Origin of the sequence: Rhizobium sp. YAF28 (assembly GCF_052113285.1) — a bacterium.
Classification (GTDB): Bacteria; Pseudomonadota; Alphaproteobacteria; order Rhizobiales; family Rhizobiaceae; genus Rhizobium.
The window spans coordinates 57552-71197 of sequence record NZ_JBFRCX010000002.1 but is presented as its reverse complement, the minus strand read 5'-3'; the positions used below and the strand labels follow the sequence as shown (position 1 = coordinate 71197).

The 13646-nt window shown below is 60.0% G+C and carries 16 protein-coding genes; 6 read left to right on the top strand and 10 right to left on the bottom strand.

The window, feature by feature from the left end:
* Window positions 1-25: 25 nt before the first annotated feature.
* A complete protein-coding gene (locus AB4Z13_RS04560; RefSeq protein ID WP_113323081.1) occupies window positions 26-778 on the bottom strand; it encodes an SURF1 family protein in 753 nt (250 codons plus the stop codon).
* Window positions 771-1151: a DUF983 domain-containing protein gene (locus AB4Z13_RS04555; protein ID WP_007817996.1), complete on the bottom strand. Its 381-nt coding sequence runs from the start codon at window positions 1149-1151 to the stop codon at window positions 771-773. The genes AB4Z13_RS04560 and AB4Z13_RS04555 overlap by 8 nt, the downstream gene beginning before the upstream one ends.
* A gap of 126 nt (window positions 1152-1277) precedes the next feature.
* Here AB4Z13_RS04555 and AB4Z13_RS04550 point away from each other — a divergent pair, with 126 nt between their 5' ends.
* Window positions 1278-1919 (top strand): chloramphenicol phosphotransferase CPT family protein, encoded by a 642-nt coding sequence (locus AB4Z13_RS04550; RefSeq protein WP_439014264.1) that lies wholly within the window; start codon window positions 1278-1280, stop codon window positions 1917-1919.
* Window positions 1920-2124: 205 nt separating this feature from the next.
* The gene (locus tag AB4Z13_RS04545) at window positions 2125-2736 is read left to right on the top strand and encodes a GNAT family N-acetyltransferase (RefSeq protein WP_439014263.1); all 612 of its coding nucleotides are present in this window, start codon (window positions 2125-2127) and stop codon (window positions 2734-2736) included.
* Between the two features lie 127 nt (window positions 2737-2863).
* Here AB4Z13_RS04545 and AB4Z13_RS04540 read toward each other — a convergent pair whose 3' ends face one another.
* From AB4Z13_RS04540 to coxB, 6 genes are all read right to left on the bottom strand, one after another.
* On the bottom strand, window positions 2864-3742 hold the full coding sequence (locus AB4Z13_RS04540) for a cytochrome c oxidase subunit 3 (protein WP_113323078.1): 879 nt from the start codon (window positions 3740-3742) through the stop codon (window positions 2864-2866).
* Between the two features lie 57 nt (window positions 3743-3799).
* Window positions 3800-4405, bottom strand: a complete 606-nt coding sequence (locus AB4Z13_RS04535; protein ID WP_113323077.1) for a cytochrome c oxidase assembly protein — start codon at window positions 4403-4405, stop codon at window positions 3800-3802.
* 4 nt (window positions 4406-4409) lie between these two features.
* A complete protein-coding gene (locus AB4Z13_RS04530; RefSeq protein ID WP_007817987.1) occupies window positions 4410-4547 on the bottom strand; it encodes a hypothetical protein in 138 nt (45 codons plus the stop codon).
* Window positions 4547-5503 carry a heme o synthase gene (locus AB4Z13_RS04525; protein ID WP_037105949.1) on the bottom strand — a complete coding sequence of 319 codons (957 nt, stop codon included), beginning with the start codon at window positions 5501-5503 and terminating at the stop codon, window positions 4547-4549. The genes AB4Z13_RS04530 and AB4Z13_RS04525 overlap by 1 nt, the downstream gene beginning before the upstream one ends.
* 65 nt (window positions 5504-5568) lie before the next feature.
* On the bottom strand, window positions 5569-7272 hold the full coding sequence (gene ctaD, locus AB4Z13_RS04520) for a cytochrome c oxidase subunit I (RefSeq protein ID WP_007817983.1): 1704 nt from the start codon (window positions 7270-7272) through the stop codon (window positions 5569-5571).
* Window positions 7273-7288: 16 nt separating this feature from the next.
* Window positions 7289-8182: a cytochrome c oxidase subunit II gene (coxB, locus tag AB4Z13_RS04515; RefSeq protein WP_113323075.1), complete on the bottom strand. Its 894-nt coding sequence runs from the start codon at window positions 8180-8182 to the stop codon at window positions 7289-7291.
* Between the two features lie 314 nt (window positions 8183-8496).
* On the opposite strand from coxB, the gene AB4Z13_RS04510 reads away from it, so the two are divergent.
* The 4 genes from AB4Z13_RS04510 (at window position 8497) to AB4Z13_RS04495 (ending at window position 11826) form a co-directional block, all read left to right on the top strand.
* Window positions 8497-9159 carry an invasion associated locus B family protein gene (locus AB4Z13_RS04510; protein WP_439014262.1) on the top strand — a complete coding sequence of 221 codons (663 nt, stop codon included), beginning with the start codon at window positions 8497-8499 and terminating at the stop codon, window positions 9157-9159.
* A gap of 81 nt (window positions 9160-9240) precedes the next feature.
* Entirely contained in the window at window positions 9241-10656 is a 1416-nt protein-coding gene (gene tldD, locus AB4Z13_RS04505) for a metalloprotease TldD (RefSeq protein ID WP_439014261.1), read from the top strand.
* Between the two features lie 12 nt (window positions 10657-10668).
* Entirely contained in the window at window positions 10669-11157 is a 489-nt protein-coding gene (locus AB4Z13_RS04500) for a GNAT family N-acetyltransferase (RefSeq protein WP_439014260.1), read from the top strand.
* 42 nt (window positions 11158-11199) lie between these two features.
* A complete protein-coding gene (locus AB4Z13_RS04495) occupies window positions 11200-11826 on the top strand; it encodes a hypothetical protein (RefSeq protein ID WP_439014259.1) in 627 nt (208 codons plus the stop codon).
* Here AB4Z13_RS04495 and AB4Z13_RS04490 read toward each other — a convergent pair.
* Window positions 11807-12115, bottom strand: a complete 309-nt coding sequence (locus AB4Z13_RS04490) for a pyrophosphatase (RefSeq protein WP_439014258.1) — start codon at window positions 12113-12115, stop codon at window positions 11807-11809. The genes AB4Z13_RS04495 and AB4Z13_RS04490 overlap by 20 nt on opposite strands.
* Before the next feature lie 62 nt (window positions 12116-12177).
* Window positions 12178-13464 carry a serine hydrolase gene (locus AB4Z13_RS04485; RefSeq protein ID WP_439014257.1) on the bottom strand — a complete coding sequence of 429 codons (1287 nt, stop codon included), beginning with the start codon at window positions 13462-13464 and terminating at the stop codon, window positions 12178-12180.
* Between the last annotated feature and the right edge of the window lie 182 nt (window positions 13465-13646).

Below are 13646 nucleotides of genomic sequence, written 5' to 3'. Positions count from 1 at the left end.
AATATGGGTCGGAATTGAAGCGATACTATTGCGCTGCACCCTTGCGGGGACGGAACCAGGAGATGGCGACGACAACGAGCAGCACCGCAGCCAGCCCGTACCAGGTGAAAGCATATTGCAGATGGTCGTTCGGCAGATCGACCTGCGTGACGCCGCCGATCGGAAAGCCCGCCGGGTTGGGCGTGGAATCGGCATCGAGGAAGAAGGGTAAGACATCAGCCTTGTCGAGGTCGACGCTCGACGCCATCACATCAAGATCTTTCCAGTAGAAGATATTCTTCGCCACGTCGTTGTCAGGCACGAGCGAGGAGGGTTTGCCGGGGAGTTTGGCACGCGCGAGGCCGGTTACCGTCTGCTGGTCCGTCAACTGGCCCTGCATCCGCATTTCCGGCTCCTTGTTCTCATAGGGAACGAAGCCTCTGTTGACGAAGAGGTAGCGCCCATCCGCGAGCTGCAGCGGCGTATAGATGTAATAGCCGGTCTGGCCACGCCAGGTGGCGAAGAAATGGCGCTCCTTGTTGTTGATGTAGCGGCCGGTGGCCGTGACCGTGCGATACTCGATGTCGCCGCCCTGAGCGGCCATGGCCTCGATATCGGCAAGCGGAACCGGGGCTGCGGCTCGGCGCTCGGCTATATCGGCGAGCAGGCCTTCCTTCCAGTGAAGACGCTCCACCTGCCAGGTGCCGAGCGAGATCAGGATGGCGAGCGCAATGAGAACGGTTATGCCGGTAAACACCGGCAGCTTGCGGCGCGGGGCCGGACTCTCGATGTCAGTCACTCAGGCGTCCCTCGCGGGCATTATGGCGATATTGCATGGCGATGAGGATGCCCTTGCACCAGCGCAACGCCAGCAGGGAGAGTATGATTGTGAGCGGAGCAAAGAGCAGAATGTGAACCCAGATCGGTGGCGCATAATTGACCTGCAGCCAGAGCACCGAACCGATGATGATGAAGCCGACGATGAGGATAACGAAGACGGCGGGACCATCGCCTGCATCGGCGAAGGAATAATCCAGCCCGCAGGCGGCGCAGTTCGGTTTCAGGCCGAGCACGCCATCGAAGAGCTGCCCATGACCGCAGCGCGGGCAGCATCCCTTGATGCCGGTCTTGACCGGATCGACCGGTGGAAATTGTGCGCTATCTTCGTTCATGCCGATCTCCATGCAGGCGGCTTTTCGTCGTCTGCCTTAACTCTCCCATAAAGTATTCGCATCCCGAATGGAAATACCTGCGCGATTTCGCCTCAGCGATTCGCGCCAAACAGAAGAAGAAGACTGATGACCAACGACAGCCATGCCGGACAGATCATTATCCTGAACGGCGCGCCGCGAAGCGGCAAATCCAGCATTGCACGCGCAATCCAGGAAGAATTCGAGGGGCCGTGGATCAACCTCGGCGTCGATACCTATAATTCCATGACGCCAAAGCGCTACCTGCCCGGTATCGGATTGAGGCCCGGCGGCGAGCGGCCGGATCTCGAAGAACTCGTGCCGTTCCTCTATGCAGCGCTTTATGAATCGATCGCCATCCATGCCGGATTGGGGCTCAACGTCGTCGCCGACCTCGGCCACCACGACAGCTACTCGCAGCCACTCGGCATCCTCGGCGACTGCGCCAGACGACTGGACGGTTTTCCCGTGCTGTTCGTCGGCGTCAGATGTCCGATCGAGACGATCATGCAGCGGCGGGAAATCGCGGAGGAAGGGCGTGAGACCCTCTACCTGCGCGCCACCGGGGAGGCACCCGTGCCGGAACCAGTACAGCGCTGGCAGGACGAGGTGCATCGCCCCGGCCTCTACGACATGGAGGTTGATACATCCGTGCTGACGGCGCTCGAATGCGCCGAGGCGATCCGCCATCAGCTGGACCTCGGCATTCCCGAGCCTTCGGCCTTCGAGAGGCTGGCTGGCCAACGGTAAGACGAAGAGCAGCAGTTAAGACAAAGAGGCTTGGGATTAAATGACAGCCTGCCCCTACTGACAGACTGTCGTCAGCAAGGGTATAGCTTTGCTGAATTCATGACGGGATGAAGATGTCGGGATCCGCGATATTACATCGATCCCGACAGCAATAAACTTCAGGCTGTCTGCTACGCGACCGACTGAGATACCTTTGAGAGGCGGAATGCCTGATACGTTTGATATCCACCCACTGACGGCCGATCGTTGGGCCGATCTTGAAGACCTTTTTGGTCCATTGCGCGGAGCCAATTCGGGATGCTGGTGCATGTGGCCTCGCATCAAGGGCGCTGACTACAAGGCAATGGAGAGAACTGGCCGGAAAGATGCTTTCCGGGCGATAGTGGAGGCTGGGCCGCCACCGGGGCTGATTGCATATCATCGCGGGACAGCGGTCGGTTGGTGTGCGATCGGCCCTCGGCCTGGCTTCTCACGCTTTCAAGAGGCAAAAACTTCACGGCCGCTGGAAGATGTGAGTGAGCCTGATGCTTCGAGTGTCTATGCCATCACGTGCTTTTTCATTCGCACAGGCTACCGCCGGCAAGGCCTTATGCGGCATCTTGCCAGTGCCGCCGTTGAATTCGCGATAGCCAATAATGCGGTTGCAGTTGACGCCTGCGCCATCGATCCCGAAAAACCTCTGACGTGGGGGGAGGGTTTTGTCGGTATCGCCTCGGTATTTACGAAGCTTGGATTCTCGGAGATCGCGCGCCGATCTCCGAGACGACCGTTGATGCGGCTCAAACTTTCCGAGCGTGAATGCTCCGAAGTTCGCTAGATTAAACTCCTGTCGCAAAAACCGCAAAAGTCGGAGTTTCGCGCCGATACTTGCGACAAGGAGTATTCCACTTTCGGTTAGGCGGGTCAGTGAGCACCCGCCTTTTTTGATTTCTATCCGGTCTCGATCAGCCTGCCGCAACCGGTGCGCCCCAGCCGCCCCAGACGTAGATGCAGAAGAACAGGAACAGCCAGACGACGTCGACGAAGTGCCAGTACCAGGCGGCCGCCTCGAAGCCGAAGTGCTGCTTCGGCGTAAAGTCACCGCGCAACGCACGAAGGAGGCAGACCAGCAGGAAGATGGTGCCGACCAGAACGTGGAAGCCGTGGAAACCGGTGGCCATGAAGAAGGTCGCGCCGTAGATCGAGTTGCGGAACTCGAACGGAGCATGGGCATATTCATAGGCCTGGACGGAGGAGAAGAGCACGCCGAGCAGGACCGTCAGCGTCAGGCCCTGGATAAGGCCCTTGCGGTCGTTGTGCAGCAGAGCGTGGTGAGCCCAGGTGACCGTCGTGCCCGAGAGCAGCAGGATGACGGTGTTGTAGATCGGCAGGTGCCAGGGATCGAGAACCTCGATGCCCTTCGGCGGCCAGACACCGCCGGTATAGGCAAGGCGCGAAGCCTGGATGGCCTCGTGCGGAAAGAGGCTGGCGTCGAAATAGGCCCAGAACCAAGCGACGAAGAACATCACTTCCGAAGCGATGAACATGATCATGCCATAGCGCAGGTGCAGCGACACGACGCGTGTATGGGCGCCCTCATGGGCTTCCTTCACGGTGTCAGACCACCAGCCGTACATGACGTAGAAAACGACAGCCAGCCCGATGAAGAAGAGCCACGGATGCGCCCATTCGATACCGAAAACATGCAGCGAGCCGCCGTTCAGGTAGCGCATGTAGCCGACGCCGCCAAAGGCCATCAGGAATGCGCCGAGCGAGGCCAGTATCGGCCACGGGCTCGGAGCTATGATGTGATAGTCGTGATTCTTCTGATGAGCATCGGCCATGTCAGATCCCCGGTGTCTTCCTTCTCCGCTTCCGGCACGGCCGGAAACACTCCTCAATCAAAGTTTCTTTTCAGCCTGTCCCGTTCCATCCTCATTCGAAGCCACCGGCTTCGGACCCTCTTTAGGATAGAACGTGTATGACAGCGTGACCGTGTGAATGCTTTTCGATTCAGCGGCCTTGGTAATCTCCGGATCGATGTAGAACACGACCGGCATTTCAAGCTTCTCGCCCGGCTTCAGGTCCGTTTCATTAAAGCAGAAACATTGCACCTTGTTGAAATAGGCGCCCGCCTCGCCCGGCGTCACGTTGAAGATCGCCTGGCCGCGCTGGGTTTCGTTGGAACGGTTTTCGGCGATGAAATTGACCTGGATGGTCTCGCCGATCTTCGGATTGACCTCGCGCTCGACCGGCTTGAATTCCCATTGCAGGCCGGGAGCGACGTTGGCGTCGAAGGTGACACGCATCGTACGGTCGAGAATGACGCTGGAAACCTGATCAACACGCTGTGTCGTGCCGTTATAGCCGGTCACCTGGCAGAAGAGCCGATAGAGCGGCACGGCGGCATAGCTTGCCGCGCCCATACCGACGACGAAGCTCAGGCACATGAAGACGACGGCAGCGTTGTTGCGCGGCTTCTTCGGTGTGTTGACGGCGTCGCTCATCTCATCAGCCTCCATGTCCGAGGAACTTGACGATGGTGATGACGTAAAAAAGGATTACCAGACCGGCGAGCACGACGCCGAGCGCAATGTTGCGATTGCGGCGCGACTTGCGTTGCGCTTCAGTAAGCTTGACCAATTCCATCAGAACGAGCCTCCTGCATACGAGGCCAGCATGGCGACCAGCCGGTCGAGCATCAGCGCGGAGAACACGGCGAAGAGATAGAAGATCGAGAAGCCGAACAGCTTCTTCGCCGGGATCATCTTGAGATCGCCGTCGGGCATGCGCCAGACGGCGATGGAACAGTATATGAAGACCGCACCGAGTGCCGCGGCCACCACGCCATAACCGACACTGGCAAAGCCGAGGAAGGTCGGCAGCACCGCGCATATGGCCGTCAGCACGGCATAGGCAACGATCTGGTGCTTGGTGGTGCGCTCACCGGACACGTTCGGCAGCATCGGCACGCCAACAGCTTCGTAATCTCGCATCTTGAAGAGGGCAAGCGCCCAGAAATGCGCCGGCGTCCACAGGAAGATGATGAGGAAGAGGACGGTGCTTTCGATCGTGACGGAATTCGTCACGCAGGCCCAGCCGATCATCGGCGGAAAGGCGCCGGCCGCGCCACCGATGACGATGTTCTGCGGCGTCGAGCGCTTCAGCCACATCGTGTAGATGACGGCATAGAAGAAGATGGTGAAGGCAAGGATCGAGGCCGACAGCCAATTGACCGCGAGGCCCAGGATCGTCACCGAGAAGCAGGAGAGCACGAGGCCGAAGGCCAGGGCTTCCTTGGGCTTGATGCGGCCGGCCGGGATCGGGCGCTTGGCGGTGCGGCTCATGACGGCGTCGATGTCGGCGTCATACCACATGTTCAGTGCACCCGATGCGCCTGCACCGACGGCAATGCAGAGAATGGCGATCAGGCCGAGAACGGGGTTGATGTGGTCCGGCGCCAGCACCAGGCCGGCAAAGGCCGTGAAGACCACGAGCGACATGACCCGCGGCTTCAGAAGCTCGAAATAATCGCGTGCACTGGCTTCCGACAGGCGAAAATCGCCGTCTTCAGCAAGAGCCTCGTGATTGTCGATTACCGTCATCATTCCGTCCTGAATTCCTCAATCGCCAGACGCCGCAGAGGCCTGCGGCGTCTGGATCCGGCATCTTACTTGATGCGCGGAAGCTGTTCCCACTGATGGTAGGGCGGCGGCGAAGGCAGCTGCCACTCGAGGGTCGTTGCGCCCTCACCCCACGGATTGTCACCGGCAACGCGCTTCTTGGCGAAGGCTTCCCAGACACCGACGAGGAAGATGATCACGCCGACGAAGGAGATGTAGGAGCCGATCGACGAGACATAATTCCAGCCGGCAAATGCATCCGGATAGTCGATGTAGCGGCGCGGCATGCCGGCGAGGCCGAGGAAATGCTGCGGGAAGAACACCAGGTTCACGCCGATGAACATGACCCAGAAGTGCAGCTTGCCAAGGAACTCGCTATACATGTAGCCGGTCATCTTCGGGAACCAGTAATACCAGGCAGCGAAGATGGCGAAGACGGCGCCGAGCGACAGAACGTAGTGGAAGTGAGCCACGACGTAGTAGGTGTCATGCAGCGAACGGTCGAGGCCGGCGTTTGCGAGCTGGACGCCCGTCACGCCACCGACGGTGAAGAGGAAAATGAAGCCGATCGCCCAGATCATCGGCGTGCGGAAGGTGATCGAGCCACCCCACATCGTTGCGATCCAGGAGAAGATCTTCACGCCGGTCGGAACGGCGATGACCATCGTTGCGAAGACGAAGTAGCGCTGTGCGTCGAGCGACAGGCCGACCGTGTACATGTGGTGAGCCCAGACGACGAAGCCGACGGCGCCGATCGCGACCATGGCGTAGGCCATGCCGAGGTAACCAAAGACTGGCTTCTTCGAGAAGGTCGATACGATGTGGCTGACGATGCCGAAGCCCGGCAGGATCAGGATGTAGACTTCCGGATGACCGAAGAACCAGAACAGGTGCTGGTAGAGGATCGGGTCACCGCCGCCTTCCGGCGCGAAGAAGGCTGTGCCGAAGTTACGGTCGGTCAGCACCATGGTGATGGCGCCAGCCAGAACCGGCAGCGAGAGCAGCAGCAGGAAGGCGGTGATCAGCACGGCCCAGGCAAAGAGCGGCATCTTGTGCAGCGTCATGCCGGGAGCGCGCATGTTGAGGATTGTGGTGATGAAGTTGATCGCACCGAGGATCGACGAGGCACCGGCAATGTGCAGCGAGAAGATCGCAAGGTCGACTGCCGGACCCGGCTGACCGCCGACTGCGAGCGGCGGATACATGGTCCAGCCACCGCCTGCACCGTATGCGCCGGCCGGGCCTTCGACGAACATCGAAATGACCAGCAGCAGGAAGGCCGGAACGATCAGCCAGAAGGAGATGTTGTTCAGACGCGGGAAGGCCATATCAGGCGCGCCAATCATGATCGGCACCATCCAGTTGGCAAAACCGCCGATCATCGCCGGCATGACCATGAAGAAGATCATGATCAGCGCGTGAGCGGTGGTGAAGACGTTGAACATGTGCTTGGCGCCATCGATGGCAGCATCGCCTTCGAAGCCGTAGACCATGGAGGCCAGGCCGTGGAAGATCTGGATGCCCGGCTCCTGCAGCTCCATGCGCATGGCAACGGAGAGAAGGCCGCCGACGATACCGGCGAAGATCGCGAAGATCAGGTAGAGCGTGCCGATATCCTTGTGGTTCGTGGAGAAGAACCAGCGATCGGCAAAGCTCGGCGTATGAGAGTGATCGTGATGGTCGTCATGCGCGTGAGCGTCATGAGCGTGGTGATCATGAGAATGATCGTCGTGAGCGGAAGGTCCAGCCATTGTCCCGATCCCTATCTTACTTTGCGACGTTTTCAGCGACATCAACGGTCTTTGCAGGACCATCGGCGGCGGCGATCAGTGTCTTGTAGGCGCCGGGCAAGTCACTGGCGGCCGAAGCCAGCCACTGCTTGTACTTGTCCTCGGAGACGACGCGGATGGCGATCGGCATGAACGCATGGTCCTTGCCGCAAAGCTCGGAACACTGGCCGTAGAAGAGGCCTTCGCGCTCGGCGCGGAACCAGGTTTCGTTCAGGCGGCCCGGAACGGCGTCGATCTTGACACCGAAGGACGGCATGGCGAAAGCGTGGATAACGTCGGTCGGCGCGGCGGTGACGAGAACGCGAACGGTCTTGTTGACTGGCAGCACGAGTTCGTTGTCGACGGCGAGCAGGCGCGGATAGACGGAAAGATCGGTCTTGCCCGCAGCGGCACGATCCGGCTCCTTCAGAAGATAGGAGTCGAAGGCGACAGGCGTTTCGCCCGAACCTTCATATTCATAGTTCCACTGCCACTGGGTTGCGGTCGCCTTGATTGTCACATCAGGGTTTTCCGGCAGGGTGAGCTGCGCGGTCAGCAGGGTAAAGGAAGGAATGGCGAGGAAGAGAAGTACCAAGACCGGCCCCACGGTCCAGATGACTTCGATCACCGTATTGTGGCTCGTCTTGGAGGGAACCGGGTTTGCCGAAGCACGGAACTTGAAACAGACGACCAGAAGGAGAACGAGAACAAACAGCGTGATCGGAACGATGAACCACAGCGTGTATTGTTCGAACCAGTGGATCTCCCGCATGATCGGCGTCGCTGCCGGCTGCAGGGTAGCCTGCCACGGCATCGGCTGATCGGCATATGTGCCGGAAGCAAAAAGCAGACAGACCAGCGCGGTCAGAGCTGCAAAAGCCTTCTTAATCACCTTGTAATCTCCCTCGAGCGCTGATCTGCATCAAATCGGACGCAGAATCCTTGCCATCTTCTGCGCTTCAAACCACAGTTTGGCATCCGCCGCAACAGGCAGAAGCAATTGTCTATGCGGCATATTTGCTCAAAGACTGCCTCCTCAGTCACGGCAAAACATTGCAAGCTTTTCATCAGCATACGAAAAACGCGCTTCAGGGCCAATCCGCGGGCTGCACATTCTTTTGGCGAGGTCCTATTTCTGCCGCAGTCCCCCGGTTTTCACGGGGTGGGGCTTTTCATTTTCTGTGGGCAGCTTCACAAATAGCGGCAATGATTCGATATCCAGAGGTTTTCATGGGTTTCCGTTCCCTCGCGCGGTCTTTTGTACTGACCGCGGGCATCGCGACCGCCGCGACGAGCCCCGTTTTCGCTCAGCAGACGCCGGCGCCCGCGCAGTCGCGTCCCGCCGCGCCTGCTCCGAAGCCCGCCCCGACACAGCAGCCCGCGCCGTCAACGACGCCGAACGTCGAGCAGGTGACGCCTAGCCAGGCGCAGCCACCGGCACCCGGCACGGTCCGTTCCAACCATGGCGCATGGTCCGTCGTCTGCGACAAGCCGGCGGGTGCCTCGACCGAGCAGTGTGCGCTGATGCAGAATGTCATCGCCGAAGACCGTCCGGAAGTTGGCCTGTCCGTCGTCGTCCTGAAGACGGCTGACCGCAAGTCGAAGATCCTACGCGTGCTCGCACCGCTCGGCGTGCTGCTGCCGAACGGCCTCGGCCTCAATGTCGACGGCAAGGATATCGGCCGCGCCTATTTCGTGCGCTGCTTCGCCGACGGCTGCTATGCCGAAGTCGTTCTCGAGGACGAACTGCTCAAGACCTTCCGCAGCGGTGCGCAGGCGACCTTCATTGTCTTCCAGACGCCGGAAGAAGGCATCGGCATCCCCGTAGACCTCAAGGGGTTCGCGGAAGGCTACGACGCTCTGCCCTGATTTGGCGGGGCTTGCTCGCGCAGCACAACAGACCTACATCGGCTATTGAGCATTCCCGCTCTTCTTGCGGAGCAAAAGACCATGACCACCGATCTCCTGACGCTTTTTGATGCCGACGAAGCCGCCATGCGCAAGCATGTCGCCGAGGCGCTTTCCGGCGCCGATGACGGCGAGCTCTTCATCGAGCACGCGCAGGCGGAATCGCTGACCTTCGATAACGGTCGCCTCAAGGGCGGCAGCTTCAACACTGAACAGGGTTTTGGCCTGCGCGCAGTGGCAGGTGAAGCTGTCGGCTACGCGCATGCGGGCGATCTCTCCGTCTCAGCGCTGAAACGAGCAGCCGATGCGGTCAGCGCCGTCACGCGCGGCTATTCCGGCTCTTACGCGGCAGCGCCCCAGCGCACCAACCGCAAGCTCTACACCGACGAGAACCCGATCGGTTCACCGACCTTCGAGGAGAAGGTGAAGGTGTTGGCCGATATCGATGCCTATCTGCGCGGCAAGAACGACAAGGTGCGGCAGGTCACGGCTTCGGTTGCGGCAAGCTGGCAGGTGGTCGATATCCTGCGCGCCGATGGCCATCGCGTACACGACATCCGGCCGATGACGCGTATCAACATCTCCGTCATGGTCGGCGAAGGCGACCGGCAGGAAAGCGGCTCTTATGGCCAGGGCGGGCGCATCGGTTTCGGCGATTTCATCGCGACCGGAAGCTGGCAGCACGGCGCCGACGAAGCGCTTCGGCAGGCACTCGTCAATCTCGAAGCGATCGATGCGCCGGCAGGCACGATGGATGTCGTGCTCGGCTCCGGCTGGCCTGGCGTCATGCTGCACGAGGCCGTAGGCCATGGCCTCGAAGGTGACTTCAACCGCAAGAAGACATCTGCTTTTGCGGGTCTCTTGGGCCAGATGGTGGCGGCACCGGGCGTGACCGTCGTCGACGACGGCACAATCGACAGCCGCCGCGGCTCTATCACCATCGACGACGAAGGCACGCCGTCCGCCTACAACGTGCTGATCGAAAACGGCAAGCTCGTCGGCTACATGCAGGACCGGCAGAACGCCCGGCTGATGGGCATGACGCCGACCGGCAACGGCCGTCGCCAAGGCTATGCGCATGTGCCGATGCCGCGCATGACCAACACCTATATGCTCGGCGGCGACAAGACGCCGGAAGAAATCATCTCTTCGGTCAAGAAGGGCGTCTATGCCGTCTCCTTCGGTGGCGGTCAGGTGGATATCACATCGGGCAAATTCGTCTTCGGCTGCACCGAGGCCTATCTCATCGAAAACGGCAAGATTGGCGCGCCGATCAAGGGCGCCATGCTGATCGGCAACGGCCCGGATGCGATGAAGCGTGTTTCCATGATCGGTAACGACATGAAGCTCGATACCGGCATCGGCAATTGCGGCAAGGCGGGCCAGTGGGTGCCTGTCGGCGTCGGCCAGCCGCATCTGCGCATGGATCAGGTGACCGTCGGCGGTACTCAGGCCTGAGGCGGTACTGTCATGGTCGAAATCGAGATCAGAACCTTCGCTCCTGACGATGCCGACGGCGTGATCTCGGTCATCCTACCGATCCAGCGCGAAGAATTCGACATTCATATCACTGCTGACGCGCAGCCGGACCTGCGCGTCATTCCGGACTTTTATCAGTCCGGCAAGGGCCAGTTCTGGGTCGCGGTGAAGGACGGCGCCATCGTCGGCACGCTCGGCCTCAAGGATATCGGCAATAACCAGGCGGCACTGCGCAAGATGTTCGTTGCCTCCGAGGTGCGCGGGCGCGAACACGGCGTTGCCGCCCGGCTGCTAGAAGCGCTCTTTGCCCACGCCGGCGAGGTCGGCGTGACCGACATCTTCCTCGGCACGGCGGACAAGTTTGTAGCCGCGCACCGGTTCTATGAAAAGAACGGTTTCTCCGAGATCGCCAGCAAGGACCTACCGCGAGCATTCCCGCGGATGGCCGTCGACAGCAAGTTCTATCGGCGGACAATTTAGGCTAGCCTCAAGCAATAGAACATCGAGCCGATGGGGCGTTGCTTGGCGACGGAGACATTTCTGCTGAAATTCCTGTCACCCGAGACGGGTTGCTCGGCGCATGAGATGCGCTTCGAGGCCCCGATGGAGGCAGTTGCGGCCATTCTCAACGTAGAAATGTCCGAACTGGCAGAGCATCTCTTCTACCTCGAGAAAAACGAACTGGACGGGCTGTCCTCGATGCTGGCCCTCCCCTTTCCCGAACCGTATGGTGAGGTTGTACTCACCCGGCCGCAATGGATCGATAGCGTGCCCTATCTGGTCCATACCAACTTCGAGCTCGCTCTCATGCTGGATGGCTGCAAGCCATTCAGCATGTTTTCGGACGAAGAAAGCTCGGGGATCCTGAAGGAGATCCGAGCCTACTTTCAGCCCTACGTCGATAGAGGTGTAATCATCGAACGGGTCGAGCCATTCCTTGAGGGCAAGTTTCGCCTGGTTCGCATTCTCTACGCGTTGCCGAAAGAAGAATGGCGGTTCGACGCCTATACCGAGCTGATGAGCGAAAGGCGTTGGACGGACGAAAGCGAGTATCGCCTGGGGCGTCTGCTCGGTTATACAGAAGAACAATGCCAATGGTGGATCGCGCAAGGACGTGAAGCAGGAAACGCTACTGCACCGAAGGCCTGAATTTCCATTTCCGCTCGATCGCAGCGGAGAGATCGATGTCATGGCGACGGGCGAAAAGCAGCAGGTGGCCGAGGATATCGGCGGTTTCGTCTGCGAGCTCGCGCGCCATCTCCTCAGGTGAGCGGCCTTTGGCACGGCCGCGACCGGTCAAGCGGTTCCAGGCCTGGGTCAACTCGCCCATCTCCTCCTGCAGTTTCAGCAGAAACCAGTCGGCATCACGCTCAATGTCGTTGGCGGCGGCGTAAGCGGAGGATGATGTTTCGAACTGGTCGGCGAGGCGCTGCAGCATGACGTTCTCCTTTTGTTTATGAGGAGAGCGCCGATTCCCGGAAATTGTCCAGAGTAGCCAGCTCAGCCCTGGTTCGGCAGAAGCATGCAGTCGTATGAGCGCTTCTTCAGGGCATCGCAGGCGGAGGTCGCATCTTCCTTGCTTTGGAAGCCGACGAAACGGGCGCGGTAAATCGTACCAGGCCCCTTCCCCACAGCTTCGGTGTAGGGCGAGGCGGAAACGAGCGGCGCACCTGCCTCGGACTGGGCCTGCGCAAGAAGCGCGCGGGCAGCATCGGCGCTCGGAGCAGCCGAGATCTGGATTTGCCAGCCACCTGCCTTGCCGACTGGCGCTTTAGGCGCCTTGCCGGCATTCATGATCTCGTCCATTGCCGCCGGGCGCTCCAACGGGATAACGCCGTTATCGGCATAACCGAGCGCCTTCGGTGCGGGTGCTGCTGCCTCGCCCGCAACGCGCGGCGCGATCGCCGGCGCGGGAACATCGGCCTCATCCGCGGCCGAGGCGACTTCGACCTGCTGTTTTGCATTGATGCTGGCGGTCAGCTTGGCGCTGCCCGAGGAGGCACGTCCCATATAGCGGTCGAACAATCCGGCCATCTTGGCGTCGCGACTGCGGGCCGTACGGCCGCCGAGAACCACGCCGACCACGCGGCGATTGCCGTCCTTCACGGCGCTGACGATGTTGAAGCCGGACGCATTGGTATAACCGGTTTTGATGCCGTCCATGCCCTGGTAGCGATACATGAGATTATTGTGGCCACGGATGGTCTGGCCACGGAAATTGAAGCTTGCAATGGAGAAGAGACGATATTCGCTGGGATAATTCTTCAGCAGCGCCACAGCGAGCGTGGACATGTCGCGCGCAGTCGTGATCTGACGCGCGTCCGGCAGGCCAGATGCATTGACAAAGACCGTGCGGCTCATGCCGAGCTGGCGGGCCTTCTGGGTCATAAGCCGGGCGAAATTGCTTTCCGAACCGCCGAGCTTTTCACCGATGGCTGCAGCAGCATCGTTGGCCGACTTGACGATCATGCCATAGACCGCCTCGCGCACAGTGATCGTACCGCCCGCTTTCACCCCGAGCTTCGTCGGCGGACGGGAGGCAGCATATTTCGACATGGTGATCGGTGTATCCCAGGTGATCTTGCCGCGATTGAGCGCCTCGAAGGTGAGATAGAGCGTCATCATCTTCGTGAGCGAGGCCGGATGGTTCAGCGTATCACCGTTTTCGGACGCAAGGACCTTGCCGGTGCGGGCATCGAGCACGAGGGAAGCGCTTCCGGCAAAGGCCGCAACGGGTGCAGTAATTGCCAGCGTCGCGGTCAAAATGGCAGCCAAAAGCCTTCTCATGCACTTCCCCTCATTATATCCGGCGAGTCGCTACAACCGAAATTATGTCCCGTATTGTGATAGATGCCCACAATCTGGCGCGACTTTGAGGCAACGCCCAAGTTTTTTCCAAGCTTTTGTTTCGCTTGGTTAAAGGCCGGTAAATAAACCGCTTTCCAATCGGATTCAGCAAGGTTTAACGG